The following is a 17,961-nucleotide window of genomic DNA, read 5'->3' as shown; positions in this document are numbered from 1 at the left end:
CCAGTAATTACTGTTGTTCAACAGCCCTTAACTCTTCTTGTCTTAAGATGGTTTTTATTTGGGCTATAGATTTTTTAACTTCTCTTATTCTCATAGGATTTTCTAATTGTCCTGTAGCTAATTGGAATCTTAAGTTGAATAATTCAGCTTTAAGTTCTCCTAATTTAGCTTTTAAATCTTGAGGATTACTTGCTCTTAATTCTTTTAATTCTCTAGCCTTCATTATTCTTCACCACCCATTTCCTCAAAATCTCTTCTTGTAACGAACTTAGTCTTTACAGGAAGTTTGTGTGATGCAAGTCTCATAGCTTCTCTTGCAACTTCTTCATTTACTCCTGATAGTTCGAATAATACTCTACCAGGTTTAACTACTGCTACCCAGTATTCTGGTGAACCTTTACCTGAACCCATTCTTGTTTCAGCTGGCTTTTCAGTAACTGGTTTATCTGGGAAGATCTTTATCCAAAGTTTTCCTCCTCTTTTGATATATCTATTTATAGCAATTCTGGCAGACTCTATTTGATTACTAGTGATCCATCCACAAGTTGTAGCTTGAATTCCATAATCTCCGTAAGCTAAAAAGTTTCCTCTTGTAGCTTTACCTTTCATTCTACCACGTTGTACCTTACGATGCTTAACTCTTTTAGGCATTAACATGATTTATTCCTCCTTTCCAATGCGTCCTATGCGTTAACTTCTTCCTTTTCAACTTTTTTAGTTGGAAGAACTTCTCCATTATAAACCCAAACTTTAACTCCGATTTTTCCGTAAGTTGTATCTGCTTCTGCAAATCCATAGTCAATATCAGCTCTTAAAGTTTGTAGTGGAATTGTACCTTCATGATATTGTTCAGTTCTAGCGATTTCAGCTCCACCTAATCTTCCTGAACAAGCTATTTTAACTCCTTTTACTCCATTGTGCTTCATAGCTCTTTGGATAGTTTGTTTCATAGCTCTTCTGAATGAAATTCTCTTTTCTAATTGTGCTGCAACATTTTCAGCCATTAATTGAGAATCTCTTTCTACATTTTTAACTTCAACGATGTTGATTAATAGGTTTTTACCTGAAGTGAATTGAGCTAATTTTTTCTTTAAAGCTTCAATTCCAGCTCCGCCTTTTCCGATTATAACACCAGGCTTAGCAGTGTGTATATTTAATTTAACTCTTTTTGCAGCTCTTTCTATTTCAATTTTTGAAATTCCAGCTGTGAAAAGTTCTTTTTTAACGAAATTTCTGATTTTGTTATCTTCAATTAGGTTGTCAGCAAAATCTTTTTTATTAGCATACCATTTTGCATCCCAGCCTTTGATAACTCCTACTCTAAGTCCGTGAGGATTTACTTTTTGACCCACTTCGTTTCCCTCCTTCTTCTAAGCTCTTTCTTTAACAACTATTGTTATATGGCTTGTTTTTTTGTTGATTCTGAATGCTCTTCCTTGAGCGTGTGGTCTAAATCTTTTTAATGTTGGACCTTGACCTACGTATGCTTCTGATACTACTAATTTGTCAGTATCTAATGCAAAATTATTTTCTGCATTTGCAACAGCTGATTTTAACACTTTGTTAATTACTACTGCAGCTTCTCTTGGAGTATATTGTAAGATAGCGAAAGCTTCTTTAACATTCTTTCCTCTTATTAAATCAAGAACAGCTCCTACCTTTATTGGAGACATTCTTACATATTTAGCTATAGCTCTAGCTTCCATTTATGTTCCTCCTTTCCAGGGTACTACTTTCTTTTTGATGTTTTATCATCATGTCCTTTGAATGTTCTAGTTAGTGAGAATTCACCAAGTTTGTGTCCTACCATATCTTCTGATATATATACAGGAACGTGTTTTCTTCCATCATGAACAGCAATTGTGTGTCCAATCATTTGTGGGAATATTGTTGAACTTCTTGACCAAGTTTTAACAACTTTGTGTTCTCCATTAGCGTTCATTTCTTCTATTTGCTTTAATAGTTTAGCGTGAACAAATGGTCCTTTTTTAGTTGATCTACTCATTATATATTGCCTCCCTTCAGAACTTTTACATTCTCAGCCATGAAGAGAATAAGTATTCTCTTCATATTACTTACTATTTCTTCTCTTAATAATAAATTTATCTGAGTATTTCTTAGTTTTTCTAGTTTTGTAACCAAGTGCTGGTTTACCCCATGGAGTAACTGGACTCTTTCTTCCGATTGGAGATCTTCCTTCTCCTCCTCCGTGTGGGTGATCACAAGGGTTCATAACAGATCCTCTTACTGTAGGTCTCCATCCCATGTGTCTTTTTCTACCTGCTTTACCAATCTTAACGATATCGTTAGTTGGATTTGATACAGTACCGATTGTAGCTCTACATTCGATTCTTACATATCTCATTTCTCCTGAAGGTAATCTTAATGTTGCATACTTACCTTCTTTAGCCATTAATTGTGCTGATCCACCAGCAGCTCTTACTAATTGAGCTCCTTTACCAGCTTGTAATTCAACATTGTGTATGAATGTACCAACTGGGATATTAGCTAATTGTAATGCATTTCCTGGTTTGATATCTGCATCAGCACCTGATACTATAACGTCACCAACGTTTAATCCGTTAGGAGCAATTATGTATCTCTTTTCTCCATCTGAATAAACTACAAGAGCAATATATGCTGATCTGTTTGGATCATATTCGATAGTAGCAACTTTTGCTGGAACACCATCTTTATTTCTCTTGAAATCTATTATTCTGTATTTTCTTTTTGCACCACCACCATGGTGTCTAACAGTTATTTTACCTTGTGCATTTCTACCACCTGTTTTCTTTAAAGAAACTAAAAGTGACTTTTCTGGTGAGTTTGTTGTAATCTCATCAAATGTAGCCATTGTCATGTTTCTTCTTGAAGGGGTAGTAGGTCTAAATGTTTTAACTGCCATTTAAATTCCCTCCTTAATTCAGCTTATCTGGCATCTTAATATGCCAATAAATCACCTAATGGGCCTATTGCATTCCTTCGAAGAATTCTATTGAGCTTCCTTCAGCTAATGTAACCATAGCTTTTTTGAAGTCTGCTCTCTTTCCTACGTGAACACCCATTCTCTTAGTTTTTCCCATAGTTCTTAATGTTTTAACATCAGCAACTTTTACGTTGAATACTTCTTCAACAGCTCTCTTTATTTGAGATTTGTTAGCATTGATGTGAACTATGAAAGTGTACTTATTTTCTGCCATTGCTGCCATACTTTTTTCAGTAATAACAGGTTTTCTTATGATATCATGGCTTGTTAATTTCATTATGCGTACACCTCCTCAATTTTTGATACGGCATCTTTAGTCATAACTACTTTTTCAAATTTAAGTAAGTCATAAACGTTGATGTTGTTTGCAGGTATAACCGCAACACCTTCAATGTTTCTAGCTGACTTATAAACTACTTCATTTGATTCAGCTGTAATAATTAAAGTTTTCTTAGCTTCTATAGCATTTAAGAAGTTTACAACATTTTTAGTTTTGATTGAATCAAAAGCTAAATCTTCAACTACTAACATTTGTCCTTCTTGAACTTTGCTAGATAAAGCTGAAAGCATTGCTACTCTCTTCATGCTCTTTGGTGTTGCCATTCTATAATCTCTTGGCTTTGGTGCGAATACTATACCACCTTTGATCCATTGTGGAGCTCTGATTGAACCTTGTCTTGCTCTACCAGTTCCTTTTTGTCTCCAAGGCTTAATTCCGCCTCCTCTAACTTCAGCTCTTGTTTTAGCTGATTGAGTTCCTTGTCTCTTGTTAGCTAATAAAGCAACAACTACTTGATGCATTGCGCTTTCATTTATTTCAACTCCGAAGATTCCATCATTTAATTGAATATCTTCCATTTTTTTACCTTCTTTATTAAATAATCCTACTGTAGGCATCCTGCTTCCTCCTTTCTTCTAGAAATTAAGCTCTTACTGTATTTCTTATTACTACTGTACCTTTGTTAGGTCCTGGGATACCACCCTTGATTAGTATTAAGTTTTTATCAGCTATTACTTTTACTACTTCTAAGTTTAAAACAGTTTTATTTTCAGCACCCATATGTCCTGGCATTTTCTTATTCTTGAATGTTCTTGAAGGATCTGAAGATGCTCCCATTGAACCTGGTGCTCTGTGGAATTTAGAACCGTGTGACATTGGTCCTCTTTGAGCATTCCATCTCTTAATTGTACCTTGGTATCCCTTACCTTTAGAAACACCTGATACATCTACTTTGTCTCCAGCTGCAAATACGTCAGCAGTAATTTCTTGACCTACTTCATATTCAGCAACGCTTTCTAATCTAAATTCTTTAAGAGTTCTTCTTAATGAAACTCCAGCTTTAGCAAATTGCCCTTTTCTTGGTTTGTTAACTAATTTTTCTCTTATGTCTCCAAAACCAACTTGTATTGCTTCATAACCATCTTTTTCAATAGTTTTCTTTTGAACAACAACACATGGACCAGCTTCAACTACAGTTACAGGAACAACTTTACCATTCTCATCGAATATTTGAGTCATACCTATTTTTTTACCTATTATAGCTTTTTTCATGTATTTACACCTCCCAAACTACTAGCGGATTGTTTCCAATCTTAATAGTTCAATGTCTTAATATTTTTAGCTAATTATTATAGCTTTATTTCGATATCTACACCAGCTGGTAGATTTAATCTCATTAATGCATCTACAGTTTTTGGTGATGGATTAACGATATCTATAAGTCTCTTGTGAGTTCTTATTTCGAATTGCTCTCTAGAGTCTTTATATTTGTGAACTGCTCTTAATATAGTAACAACATCTTTTTCAGTTGGTAATGGAACTGGTCCTACAACTTTAGCACCTGTTGACTTTGCAGTTTCAACGATTTTTTCAGCTGATTGATCTAATATAGTGTGATCAAAAGCTTTTAATCTGATTCTTATTTTTTGTTTTGACATCTCGGTTTCCCTCCTTTTCATGTACGCTTTACTTCTAACGTACAACAGCGGTTATTCTATAAACTGTTCCTGGTGTTTCATATTTTTTAGAAACAAATCAAATGTATAGAATCCCTGTCGTCGGATTCTAGATCCTGACATACTCATCAAGAATTCCCCGGAAGTCCGGCAACCTCTTGACTCATCGCCGCATGCTATACAACTCCTATATTATACTATTTTTATATGAGCATTTCAAGCCTTTTGAATAAATAAATTTTATTCTTTTCTCATTCGCTCTCTATATTCTATATGTATTTAGATAAAATATCAAGCTTTTTTTACATTTTATTTATTGGTATTTATTATCTGTATTTTACCAATAAAAAATTTTTTAAAATTATATGTTTTTAGCTTTTATACTCACACATAATTTTAAAAATTTTATTTTTCTTATACATCTATATTATTTTTTTATATAACTATTATATAATATTATTCATATTATATAATCATAAACTTTAAATATATAATTTACATATTTATTAATCATTATTTTATATTAAAAATTTCAAATTGGATATAATTGTTAATATATTTTAATGTATATTACTAATATCAAATTTGCATTCTAAATTTTTACATTTAATCAATCTCCCAATAATCTTTAATTTTTCTATTGATTACATATCAAAATTAAATTCTTATTTATAAAAAAATAGTTAGGGACGTCTCCCTAACTATTTATTATATTAAAAGCTATTTACTAATTATCCTAAAACTTTAGTAACAACTCCTGAACCTACTGTTCTTCCACCTTCTCTGATAGCGAATCTTAATCCTTCATCCATAGCGATAGGAGTAATTAATTCAACTTCCATATCAATGTGGTCTCCAGGCATAACCATTTCCATTCCTTCTGGTAATTTGATTGATCCTGTAACGTCAGTTGTTCTGAAGTAGAATTGTGGTCTGTATCCATCGAAGAATGGAGTGTGTCTTCCACCTTCTTCTTTTTTAAGTACGTATACTTGACCTACGAATTTTTTGTGTGGGTTAACTGATCCTGGTTTAGCTAAAACTTGCCCTCTTTCGATTTCAGTTCTTTGAACCCCTCTTAATAATGCTCCGATGTTATCTCCAGCTTGCGCTTCGTCTAATAATTTTCTGAACATTTCTATTCCTGTTATTACAGTTTTTCTTCTTTCTTCTTGTAATCCTACGATTTCAACTTCGTCTCCTACATGAAGTATTCCACTTTCAACTCTTCCTGTAGCAACAGTTCCTCTACCAGTTATTGTGAATACATCTTCTACTGGCATTAAGAATGCTTTATCTGTAGCTCTTTCTGGAGTTGGGATGTAGCTGTCTACAGCTGCCATTAATTCATCTATACATTTAGTAGCTTCTGGATCAGTTGGGTTTTCTAATGCTTTTAAAGCTGATCCTGTTATTACTGGAATATCATCTCCTGGGAGGTTGTATTCGATTAATAACTCTCTGATTTCCATTTCTACTAATTCTAATAATTCTTCGTCATCAACCATATCTGCTTTGTTTAAGAATACTACGATGTGGTCAACTCCAACTCTTGATGCAAGAAGGATGTGCTCTCTTGTTTGTGGCATTGGTCCATCTGCTGCTGAACAAACTAAGATAGCTCCGTCCATTTGTGCTGCTCCTGTAATCATGTTCTTAACGTAGTCAGCGTGTCCTGGACAGTCAACGTGTGCATAGTGTCTGTTTTCTGTTTCATACTCAACGTGTGCAGTGTTGATTGTGATTCCTCTTTCTTTTTCTTCTGGCGCTTTATCGATTTCGTCATATTTGAATGATTCAGCGAATCCTTTGTTAGCTAATACTGTAGTAATAGCTGCTGTTAATGTAGTTTTACCGTGGTCAACGTGACCGATAGTTCCGATATTTACGTGTGGTTTACTTCTTTCGAATTTTGCTTTTGACATTGTAAATTCCTCCCTTATGTCCTTTATTTAATAATATCTCAGTCATATTATAACTTATTAAGTCAATATTATGAATAACTTATTTGAAATTCTTAATATTTTTTATGAAGATGACGATTATACGTCATCTTCTATTTATATTTAATTAGGAAATTCTACTTTTCTCTTTTTCCTACTATATCTTCTTGAATACTCTTAGGTACTTCTTCATAATGATCAAATACCATTACATAAGTTCCTCTACCTTGAGTTCTTGATCTTAATGTAGTTGCATATCCAAACATTTCAGATAATGGAACAAATGCTCTTATAACCTGAGCACCATTTCTTGCTTCCATACCTTCAATTCTTCCTCTTCTTGAGTTGATATCACCCATAACATCTCCCATGTACTCTTCTGGTACAACTACTTCAACCTTCATTGATGGTTCAAGTAATACTGGGTTAGCTTTCTTCATAGCATTTTTAAATGCCATTGATCCAGCTATTTTAAATGCCATTTCTGATGAATCGACATCATGATATGAACCGTCATAACATTTAACTTTAAAGTTTATAGTTGGATAACCAGCTATAACTCCGCTTTCAGATGCTTCTCTTATTCCGTTATCTACTGCAGGAATATATTCTTTTGGAATAGCTCCTCCAACGATAGCATTTTCGAATTCGTATTCTCCATCATGTGGTATCATTTCAATCCAACAGTGACCATATTGTCCTTTACCACCTGATTGTCTTACAAATTTCCCTTCAGCTTTAACAGCTTCTCTGATAGTTTCTTTGTAAGCAACTTGAGGTGCACCAACATTACACTCAACCTTGAATTCTCTTTGAAGTCTATCAACAATGATATCTAAGTGTAATTCACCCATACCAGCGATGATTGTTTGGCCTGTTTCTTGATCAGTCCATGTTTTAAAAGTTGGATCTTCCTCTGCTAATTTAGCTAAAGCTAATCCCATCTTTTCTTGCCCAGCTTTAGTTTTTGGTTCAATAGCAATTGATATAACTGGTTCTGGGAATTCCATACTTTCTAGTATGATTGGAGCTGATTCAGTACATAAAGTATCTCCAGTAGTTGTGTTCTTTAATCCAACTATAGCTCCTAAGTCACCAGCTCTTAATTCACTGATTTCTTCTCTTGAGTTAGCGTGCATTTTAACAAGTCTACCGATTCTTTCTTTTTTACCTTTAGTTGAGTTAAGTACATATGTACCGCTCTCCATAACTCCTGAATAAACTCTTGTGAAAGCTAATCTTCCAACAAATGGGTCAGTAGCGATTTTGAATGCTAATGCTGACATTGGTGCATCATCGCTTGCTTCTCTTTCAAGAACTTTTTCTGGATCATCAACTTCTACTCCTTTAACTGGAGGTATATCTAAAGGTGATGGTAAGTAATCAACAACTAAGTCAATCATTTCTTGAACACCTTTGTTTTTATATGATGAACCACAGATTACAGGAACTATTTCATTAGCTATAGTTGCTTTTCTTAAAGCAGCTTTTAACTCTTCAACAGTTAACTCTTCACCATCTAAATATTTCATCATTAACTCTTCATCAGTTTCAGCTATAGCTTCTATCATTATGTTTCTGTATTCTTCAGCTTTATCTTTTAGTTCAGCTGGGATTTCTCCTCTTTCGATGTCTTTTCCTAAGTCATCTTTATGAATAAGTGCTATATTTTCAATTAAATCTATCATTCCTACGAATGTACTTTCAGCACCTATTGGAATTTGTATTGCAATTGCGTTTGATTTTAATCTATCTCTAACTGAATTTATACAGTTATAGAAGTCTGCTCCAGTAGCATCCATTTTATTTACATATATTGCTCTTGGAACTCCATAATTGTCTGCCTGTCTCCAAACTGTTTCAGTTTGAGGCTCAACTCCACTTTTAGCATCTAATACAGTTATAGCTGAGTCAAGACATCTTAATGATCTTTCAACCTCAACTGTAAAATCTACGTGACCTGGAGTATCAATTATATTGATAGCGTGACCTTTCCATTGGCAGAAAGTTGCAGCTGAAGTAATTGTTATACCTCTTTCTTGCTCTTGTGCCATCCAGTCCATTTGTGAAGCACCATCGTGTGTTTCACCAATTTTGTGTGTTCTACCAGTGTAGAATAATATACGCTCTGTAGTTGTTGTTTTACCAGCATCTATGTGAGCCATAATTCCTATATTACGAAACTTCTCTAAAGGAAATTCTCTTCCCACAATAATTCCTCCTCTCAATGAGTAATTTTATATTCGACAAAACTGTCCTGGCCAAAGCCAAAACAGTTTTGAAATTAGTATCTGTAGTGAGCGAATGCTTTGTTAGCTTCAGCCATTTTATGAGTGTCTTCTCTTTTCTTAACTGCAGCTCCTGTGTTATTAGCAGCATCCATTAATTCTCCTGCTAATCTTTCACACATTAACTTTTCGCCTCTTTTTCTAGCAGCTAATAATAGCCATCTGATACCTAAAGTCTGTCTTCTTTCAGCTCTAACTTCGATTGGAACTTGGTAAGTAGCTCCACCTATTCTTCTTGCCTTTACTTCTAATAATGGCATGATATTATTCATAGCTTCTTCAAACACCTCTAAGGCATCCTTACCAGTTTTTTCTGCTATAGCTTCAAAAGCTTGATAACAAATCTTTTGAGCTACTCCTCTTTTACCGTCTAACATGATTCCATTTATTAATTTAGTAACAACTTTTGAATTGTACACTGGATCAGGTAAAACGTCTCTTTTTGCGATATGTCCTTTTCTTGGCACTTTTCTTCCCTCCTTAACAATTTAAATTTAAGTTCATTGGTACTCGGTAATAAATTACCGTAAAGTGCTTCTCTCTACATCTATATAAACTAAATAATATACCATTTATAAAATCTATGTAAATGCCGAAGATAAGCACTACATTAGTTTAAGAATCCTATTTCTTAGGTCTCTTAGCACCGTACTTTGATCTTCCTTGCATTCTGTTAGCTACACCAGCACAGTCAAGTGCTCCTCTTACGATGTGGTATCTAACCCCAGGAAGGTCTTTTACTCTTCCACCTCTTATAAGAACAACACTATGTTCTTGTAAGTTGTGACCTACACCACCAATGTATGCAGTAACTTCATATCCGTTTGTTAATCTTACTCTGGCAACCTTTCTTAGGGCTGAGTTAGGTTTCTTTGGAGTTGAAGTTTTAACTACTGTACATACTCCTCTTCTTTGTGGACAGTTTTTAAGTGCTGGTGAGTTTGATTTACTTACAGCAACTTTTCTTCCTTTTCTTACTAATTGGCTTATAGTTGGCATTTTTTCACCTCCTGAATTTTATTTATCTATATATAAATATTAGATAAATCAAAGTTAATAGTCCTTATATTTGACTACCAATCCAACTTTCAAATACTATAAAAGTATTTTAGCGAACTAATGTAAATTATACAATAAATTTTCAGTAAAATCTACAAATTTTTATAACTTTTACTTGTTATTTCTTGCTTAATTTATAATTAATATATATGAGTTGTGTGCCTAAAACACACAACTCGTATTGTATCATTTTAGAAATAAGATGTCAATAAAATAAATTACTCAGTTATTCCGACAATTTCTTCCTCAACTGTCTCTTCTTCTATATCTAATCTTACACCTCTGTATTTCATTAAACCAGTTCCAGCAGGGATTAGTTTACCGATAATAACATTTTCTTTTAATCCAACTAATGGATCAATCTTACCTTTAATCGCTGCCTCTGTAAGAACTCTTGTAGTTTCTTGGAATGAAGCTGCTGATAAGAAACTATCAGTTGCTAGAGCAGCTTTAGTGATTCCAAGTAATACTTGCTCACCCTTAGCTTCTTCTCCACCAAACTCTCTAACTCTATCATTTTCTTCATCAAAATCATATATATCTATAGTTGTTCCTGGTAATAAGTTAGTATCTCCAGATTCAGTTACTTTTATCTTTCTAGTCATTTGTTTAACAACTACTTCTAAGTGTTTATCATTGATATCAACCCCTTGAAGTCTATAAACTTTTTGAACTTCTGATAAAAGATATCTTCTAGCTCCATCAACACCTTTTATTGCCATTATATCATGTGGATTAACTGAACCTTCAGTTATTTCGTCTCCAGCTTCTATAACATCATCATTTGAAACTTTTATTCTTGACCCAAATGGAATATCATAACTTACTTCTTCTCCATCTGCCCCAATTACATGAACAGTTCTCTTTTTCTTAGTTTCTTCTATTTTGATTGTTCCATCTATTTCACTTACTATTGCAAGCCCTTTAGGTTTTCTAGCTTCAAATAACTCTTCAACCCTTGGAAGACCTTGTGTAATATCTCCAGCAGAAGCAACTCCTCCTGTATGGAATGTTCTCATTGTAAGTTGTGTTCCTGGCTCTCCTATTGATTGAGCAGCTATTATACCAACAGCTTCACCAATATTAATTTTTTGAGCAGTTGCCATATTCATACCATAACATTTTGAACAAACTCCAATTTTACATTTACAAGTAAATGGTGATTTAATTTTAACTTTTTTAATACCAGCTTTAGTGATTTTTTCAGCTAATGGTTGATCCATATAAGTATCAAATGGAGCTAAAACTTCACCAGTAGTAGGATCTACTACATCTTCAGCTGTGTATCTTCCTGTTAATCTCTCTTCTAATCCTTCTATAACTTCGTTTCCTTCTTTAATTTCAGAAACTACTATACCATTTGTACTTCCACAATCTTCTGATCTTACAATTACATCCTGTGAAACATCAACTAGTCTTCTTGTTAGATATCCTGAGTCAGCAGTCTTAAGTGCTGTATCAGCGTTACCTTTTCTAGCTCCGTGAGTAGACATGAAGTATTCAAGTACATCAAGACCTTCTCTGAATGATGCTCTAATTGGTAACTCAAGAATTTTACCTGATGGACTCGCCATAAGTCCTCTCATACCAGCTAATTGCTTAATCTGAGATTTAGATCCTCTGGCTCCTGAATCTGCCATCATAAATATTGGGTTAAATTTATCCAAACTATCCATAAGTACATTGGCAACATCTTCGGTTGTTTTAGTCCATTTTTCTATAACTCTTTCATATCTTTCATCTTCTGATATAAATCCTCTTTTATACATTTTTTCTATTTTTTCCACTGTTTCATCAGCATCTTTTAATAAATCGTATTTTTCATGAGGTACTATCATATCTGAAGCAGCAACTGTTATTGCTCCTATTGATGAATAATGATATCCTAATGCTTTTATTTTATCTAGCATTATTGAAGTTTTAGTTGCTCCATGTTTCATATAGCATTTATTTATTAAAGTTCCTAAAGATTTTTTAGTTATTAAGAAATCTACTTCTAAGTTAAACATTTCTTCTGGATTTTCTCTATCAACAAATCCTAAATCTTGAGGAATTGATTCATTGAATATTAATTTACCTACAGTAGTTTTAATTATTCCTGATTTCATTTCCCCATTTACTTCTCTATACATTCTTACGAATATGTCAGCATGAATTTCAATTGCTTTTACTTGATAAGCCATTATAGCTTCATCTTTAGAAGTAAAGTATTTTCCGCTACCTTTAGCGCCTTCTTTATCCATAGTAATGTAATATGATCCAAGTACCATATCCTGTGTTGGTACTGATACTGGCTTACCATCAGATGGTTTCATAATGTTTCCTGCTGCAAGCATTAAGAATCTTGCTTCTGCTTGAGCCTCAACTGATAAAGGTACGTGAACAGCCATTTGGTCTCCATCAAAATCCGCATTATATGCTGTACATACTAGTGGATGTAACTTTATTGCTCTTCCTTCTACTAAAACAGGTTGGAATGCTTGAATTCCTAATCTGTGTAGAGTAGGGGCACGGTTAAGTAAAACTGGATGATCAGTAATTACTTCTTCTAGAATATCCCAAACTTGTGGACTTACTCTTTCAACCATTCTTTTAGCACTTTTAATATTGTGGGCAACACCATCAGCAACTAATTTTTTCATTACAAATGGCTTAAATAGTTCTAATGCCATTTCTTTTGGTAATCCACATTGATACATTTGTAATTCAGGTCCAACAACAATAACAGATCTTCCTGAATAGTCAACCCTCTTACCAAGCAAGTTTTGTCTAAATCTTCCTTGCTTACCTTTAAGCATATCTGAAAGAGATTTTAATGGTCTATTACCTGGTCCTGTTACTGGTCTTCCCCTTCTACCATTATCAATAAGAGCATCCACTGCTTCTTGAAGCATTCTTTTTTCGTTTCTAACAATTATATCTGGAGCTCCTAAATCTAATAGTTTTTTAAGTCTGTTATTTCTGTTAATAACTCTTCTATATAAATCATTTAAATCAGAAGTCGCAAATCTTCCCCCATCTAATTGAACCATTGGTCTTAAATCTGGTGGAATTACTGGTATAACATTTATAATCATCCATCTTGGATCATTACCTGAAGCTTTGAATGATTCGATTACTTCTAATCTTCTAATTATTCTTACTTTTTTCTGACCAGTACTTTGCTTTAATTCTTCTTTTAATTCTTTAGCTTGAGTTTCTAAGTCTATTTCTCCTAGTAACTCTTGAATTGCTTCAGCTCCCATTCCCGCAATGAAGCTTTCTTCTCCATATTTATCTACAGCTTCTCTATATTCTTTTTCATTAAGAAGTTGTTTCTTTAATAATGGAGTTTCTTTTGGATCAATAACAACATATGAAGCAAAATAAAGTATCTTTTCTAAAGATCTTGGTGACATATCTAAAATTAATCCCATTCTTGATGGAATTCCTTTAAAATACCAGATGTGAGAAACTGGAGCAGCAAGCTCAATGTGCCCCATTCTTTCTCTTCTCACTTTGGCTTTTGTAACTTCAACACCACATCTGTCACAAACTATACCTTTATATCTTACTCTCTTGTATTTTCCACAATGACATTCCCAGTCTTTTATTGGTCCGAAAATTCTTTCACAGAATAAACCATCTCTTTCTGGTTTTAAAGTTCTGTAGTTAATTGTTTCTGGCTTCTTTACTTCTCCCCTTGACCATGCTCTTATTTGCTCAGGAGATGCTAAACCTATTTGTATTGCATCAAAATTATTTAATTCAAACAAGGGTAATCCTCCCTTCAAAATTAGTGTTCATCATTAAAATCATCAAGCTCTAAATTATCTTCTAAATCTTCAAGTTGGAATCCGTCAAATTCTTCTTCCTCAACTTCATCTTCAGAAGTATAACTATCTTCTGTATCAATAACAGTTTCTCCAGGAACAAATTCTTCTGTTCCTTCAATATTAACTTCTAAATCAGCTGAATCCTCTTCACTTGATTCTTTTAGTCTAACTTCCTCATTTTCATCATTTAAAACTTTAACGTCTAAGCAAAGTGCTTGTAATTCTTTAATAAGAACTTTGAATGATTCTGGAACTCCTGGTTCTGGAATATTTTCACCTTTAACAATTGCTTCATAAGTTTTAACTCTTCCTACAACGTCATCAGACTTAACAGTTAATATTTCTTGTAATGTATGAGCAGCACCGTATGCTTCTAGTGCCCAAACTTCCATTTCCCCAAATCTTTGACCACCAAATTGAGCTTTACCTCCAAGTGGTTGTTGAGTTACTAATGAGTATGGACCAGTTGATCTTGCGTGTATCTTATCATCTACTAAGTGAGCAAGTTTTAAGATATACATTATACCAACTGTTACTTCATTGTCAAATGCTTCTCCAGTTCTTCCATCATAAAGAACTGTTTTACCATGTGCATTGTATCCTGCTTTAACTAAACATTCTTCTATATCACTTTCAGTTGCTCCATCAAATACAGGAGTAGCTATATGCCATCCTAATTGACTTGCAGCCCAACCTAAGTGAACTTCTAATACCTGCCCTATATTCATACGTGATGGAACCCCTAATGGGTTTAAGCATATTTGAAGTGGTCTTCCATCTGGTAAGAATGGCATATCTTCTTCTGGAAGTACTCTTGAAATAACCCCTTTATTACCGTGACGTCCAGCCATTTTATCCCCAACAGAAATTTTTCTCTTTTGAGCAATATAGCATCTAACTAATTCGTTAACTCCTGGATTTAATTCATCTCCATTTTCTCTTGTAAATACTTTAATATCTACAATTATACCAGCTTCTCCATGAGGTACTCTTAATGAAGTATCTCTAACTTCTCTAGCTTTTTCACCGAATATAGCCCTTAATAATCTTTCTTCTGCAGTCAATTCAGTTTCACCTTTTGGTGTTACTTTACCAACAAGTATATCTCCTGATCTAACCTCAGCACCGATTCTAATTATTCCTCTTTCATCTATATCTTTTAATGTATCTTCACTTACATTAGGTATGTCTCTAGTTATTTCTTCAGGTCCTAACTTAGTGTCTCTAGCCTCACATTCATACTCCTCTATATGAATAGATGTGAATACATCTTCTCTAACTAATTCTTCAGAAATAAGCATAGCATCTTCATAGTTATAACCTTCCCAAGTTATGAATCCCATTCTGATATTTTTACCTAACGCTATTTCTCCTAAATCTGTTGATGGCCCATCTGCAAGAACTTGATTCTTAAATACCATTTCTCCAAGATTAACTAAAGGTCTTTGATTTATACAAGTTCCTTGGTTACTTCTCTTGAATTTTAATAATTTATAAGTATCTGTTCCACCATCTACATCTCTCTTAACTCTTATCTCGCTAGCACTTACATAAGTTACTATCCCTGCATTTTTAGCTTTTGGTAAAACCCCTGAATCTGCAGCCGCTCTATATTCTATTCCCGTTCCTACTATAGGTGCTTGTGGCTTTAATAGTGGTACTGCTTGACGTTGCATGTTTGAACCCATAAGTGCTCTTGTAGCATCGTCATTTTCTAGGAATGGAATCATTGCTGTCGCAACTGATACGATTTGTCTAGGTGAAACGTCCATTAAATCAACTTCACTTGCAGGAACAACCATTACCTCTTCTAGATATCTAACAGTTACTTTATCATGTGTAAAGTATCCATTTTCATCCATAGGTTCATTTGCTTGTGCTACTAGATATTGATCTTCTTCATCAGCTGTAAAATATCTAATTTCATCTGTAGCTCTCTTATTTGCTTTATCTACAATTCTATATGGAGTTTCTATAAATCCATATTCGTTAACTCTAGCATAAGTAGCTAATGAGTTTATAAGTCCTATATTTGGTCCTTCTGGAGTTTCTATAGGACACATTCTACCATAATGTGAGTGGTGAACGTCTCTAACTTCGAAACCAGCTCTTTCTCTTGAAAGTCCTCCTGGTCCTAAAGCTGATAATCTTCTCTTATGAGTTAATTCTGATAAAGGATTTGTTTGATCCATGAATTGTGATAATTGTGAACTACCAAAGAATTCTTTGATAGCTGCAGCAACTGGTCTTATATTTATAAGCATTTGTGGAGTTATTGCTTCTTGGTCTTGAATAGTCATTCTTTCTTTAACTACTCTCTCCATTCTTGATAAACCAATTCTAAATTGATTTTGTAATAACTCTCCAACTGATCTAAGTCTTCTGTTCCCTAAGTGATCAATATCATCAACATATCCTATTCCATATGCTAATCCTAATTCATAACTAATAGTTGAGAATATATCATCTCTTATTATATGTTTAGGTATTAGTCTATTAATATTTTTCTTTATTTCTTCTTTAATACTTTCTTCATCACTAAAGTTATCAAGAATTTCTTTTAAAGTAGGATAGTGAACTAACTCTTTAATATTTAAATCACTTATATCAAATGAAATATGTTTTGTAATATCTACAAAGTTATTACCAATAACTCTAATAATTTTGTCTTCTACTAAAACATCTACAACATTGATACCAGCATTTTGGATATCTTGAGACATTTCTCTAGTTATTTTTTGACCTTGCTCTACCATTATTTCACCAGTTGATGGATTAATAATATCAGTAGCAGCAACTTGATTTGCTATTCTTAAGTTTATAGCAAGTTTTTTATTAAACTTGTATCTACCAACTCTTGATAGGTCATATCTCTTTGCATCAAAGAATAAAGAATCAATTAAAGAAACAGCACTATCAACTGTTGGTGGTTCACCTGGTCTTAATCTCTTATAGATTTCTAAAAGAGCTTCTTCTTTAGTCTTTGTATTATCTTTTTCTATACTTGCTTGGAATCTTTCTTCCTCACCAAAGTATTCTAGAAGTTCCTGATCACTTCCCATACCCATAGCTCTTGCTAAAATACTTATAGGAAGCTTTCTTGTTTTATCAATTCTAACATATATTATATCATTAGAATCTGTTTCATACTCTAACCAAGCCCCTCTGTTAGGAATAACAGTAGATGAGAATAACTTTTTACCATGCTTATCGCGGCTTTGGCTATAGTATACTCCTGGAGATCTAACTAATTGGCTTACTATAACTCTTTCAGCTCCATTAATTATAAAAGTTCCTTGTTCAGTCATTAATGGAAAATCTCCCATAAACACTTCTTGCTCTTTTATTTCTCCAGTTTCAGTATTAGTAAGTCTTACTGATACTTTTAGTGGCGCAGCATAAGTAGCGTCTCTTTCCTTACACTCTTCCACTGAATATTTGATATTATCCATATCAAGTTTGTAATCTACAAACTCAAGTACTAGATTTCCTGTAAAATTTCCAATAGGATTTATGTCATCAAACACTTCATGAAGACCTTCCTTTAGAAACCATTCATATGAATCTAATTGTACTTCTATAAGATTCGGCATATCCGCAGCGGCTTTAACTTTACCGAAACTCATTCTTGTTCTTTTTCCAGATTGGACAGGATGTACCATGAATTTTCACCCCTTGTATAAACTAAAATAACCAAAAGCGTAATTTCCCTAAGGACTTTCGCTTTCGGACAGCATCTTTTTTAGTATATCTATCTCATATTCTAGACATACTCATTTTCAACTAAATATACTTATCCATTATGAATAGTACATTAAATGATAGTATCATATTATACTTTCATTGTCAATAAAATAAGCTTATTTTTTATTTTATATAGTAATATTTTTAAATAATTATAAATAAAACTATAT

At 33.5% G+C, this 17,961-nt stretch carries 16 protein-coding genes; all 16 read right to left on the bottom strand.

The window, feature by feature from the left end:
- Positions 1 to 7: 7 nt before the first annotated feature.
- A complete protein-coding gene (gene rpmC / locus CLTHE_RS12715; protein ID WP_002598894.1) occupies positions 8 to 223 on the bottom strand; it encodes a 50S ribosomal protein L29 in 216 nt (71 codons plus the stop codon).
- Positions 223 to 657, bottom strand: coding sequence for a 50S ribosomal protein L16 (rplP, locus tag CLTHE_RS12710; RefSeq protein WP_002598895.1), 435 nt, complete (start codon positions 655 to 657; stop codon positions 223 to 225). The genes rpmC and rplP overlap by 1 nt, the downstream gene beginning before the upstream one ends.
- Positions 658 to 683: 26 nt before the next feature.
- Positions 684 to 1,352 (bottom strand): 30S ribosomal protein S3, encoded by a 669-nt coding sequence (gene rpsC, locus CLTHE_RS12705; protein ID WP_002598896.1) that lies wholly within the window; start codon positions 1,350 to 1,352, stop codon positions 684 to 686.
- Between the two features lie 18 nt (positions 1,353 to 1,370).
- Positions 1,371 to 1,706: a 50S ribosomal protein L22 gene (rplV, locus tag CLTHE_RS12700; protein ID WP_002598897.1), complete on the bottom strand. Its 336-nt coding sequence runs from the start codon at positions 1,704 to 1,706 to the stop codon at positions 1,371 to 1,373.
- 23 nt (positions 1,707 to 1,729) lie between these two features.
- Positions 1,730 to 2,005, bottom strand: coding sequence for a 30S ribosomal protein S19 (gene rpsS / locus CLTHE_RS12695; RefSeq protein WP_002598898.1), 276 nt, complete (start codon positions 2,003 to 2,005; stop codon positions 1,730 to 1,732).
- 66 nt (positions 2,006 to 2,071) lie between these two features.
- Positions 2,072 to 2,905, bottom strand: a complete 834-nt coding sequence (gene rplB / locus CLTHE_RS12690; protein WP_080023798.1) for a 50S ribosomal protein L2 — start codon at positions 2,903 to 2,905, stop codon at positions 2,072 to 2,074.
- 64 nt (positions 2,906 to 2,969) lie between these two features.
- Positions 2,970 to 3,263 (bottom strand): 50S ribosomal protein L23, encoded by a 294-nt coding sequence (gene rplW / locus CLTHE_RS12685; protein ID WP_002598900.1) that lies wholly within the window; start codon positions 3,261 to 3,263, stop codon positions 2,970 to 2,972.
- A complete protein-coding gene (rplD, locus tag CLTHE_RS12680) occupies positions 3,263 to 3,883 on the bottom strand; it encodes a 50S ribosomal protein L4 (RefSeq protein WP_080023797.1) in 621 nt (206 codons plus the stop codon). The genes rplW and rplD overlap by 1 nt, the downstream gene beginning before the upstream one ends.
- 25 nt (positions 3,884 to 3,908) lie before the next feature.
- Positions 3,909 to 4,538 carry a 50S ribosomal protein L3 gene (rplC, locus tag CLTHE_RS12675; RefSeq protein WP_002598902.1) on the bottom strand — a complete coding sequence of 210 codons (630 nt, stop codon included), beginning with the start codon at positions 4,536 to 4,538 and terminating at the stop codon, positions 3,909 to 3,911.
- Positions 4,539 to 4,615: 77 nt separating this feature from the next.
- Positions 4,616 to 4,924 (bottom strand): 30S ribosomal protein S10, encoded by a 309-nt coding sequence (gene rpsJ, locus CLTHE_RS12670; RefSeq protein WP_002598903.1) that lies wholly within the window; start codon positions 4,922 to 4,924, stop codon positions 4,616 to 4,618.
- Positions 4,925 to 5,673: 749 nt separating this feature from the next.
- Positions 5,674 to 6,867 carry an elongation factor Tu gene (tuf, locus tag CLTHE_RS12665; protein WP_080023796.1) on the bottom strand — a complete coding sequence of 398 codons (1,194 nt, stop codon included), beginning with the start codon at positions 6,865 to 6,867 and terminating at the stop codon, positions 5,674 to 5,676.
- 155 nt (positions 6,868 to 7,022) lie between these two features.
- Complete coding sequence (gene fusA / locus CLTHE_RS12660) at positions 7,023 to 9,095, bottom strand: elongation factor G (protein ID WP_002598905.1); 2,073 nt, start codon at positions 9,093 to 9,095, stop codon at positions 7,023 to 7,025.
- A gap of 74 nt (positions 9,096 to 9,169) precedes the next feature.
- Positions 9,170 to 9,640 (bottom strand): 30S ribosomal protein S7, encoded by a 471-nt coding sequence (rpsG, locus tag CLTHE_RS12655; protein WP_080023795.1) that lies wholly within the window; start codon positions 9,638 to 9,640, stop codon positions 9,170 to 9,172.
- Positions 9,641 to 9,797: 157 nt separating this feature from the next.
- Entirely contained in the window at positions 9,798 to 10,172 is a 375-nt protein-coding gene (gene rpsL, locus CLTHE_RS12650; protein WP_002598907.1) for a 30S ribosomal protein S12, read from the bottom strand.
- 278 nt (positions 10,173 to 10,450) lie between these two features.
- Positions 10,451 to 13,987, bottom strand: a complete 3,537-nt coding sequence (gene rpoC, locus CLTHE_RS12645; RefSeq protein ID WP_080023794.1) for a DNA-directed RNA polymerase subunit beta' — start codon at positions 13,985 to 13,987, stop codon at positions 10,451 to 10,453.
- A gap of 20 nt (positions 13,988 to 14,007) precedes the next feature.
- The gene (gene rpoB / locus CLTHE_RS12640) at positions 14,008 to 17,709 is read right to left on the bottom strand and encodes a DNA-directed RNA polymerase subunit beta (protein ID WP_080023793.1); all 3,702 of its coding nucleotides are present in this window, start codon (positions 17,707 to 17,709) and stop codon (positions 14,008 to 14,010) included.
- Between the last annotated feature and the right edge of the window lie 252 nt (positions 17,710 to 17,961).

Origin of the sequence: Clostridium thermobutyricum DSM 4928, from assembly GCF_002050515.1 — a bacterium.
In the GTDB taxonomy this organism is placed as follows: Bacteria; Bacillota; Clostridia; order Clostridiales; family Clostridiaceae; genus Clostridium; species Clostridium thermobutyricum.
Note: the sequence above shows the minus strand (reverse complement) of the source record. Positions and strands in the feature narration are given on the sequence as shown.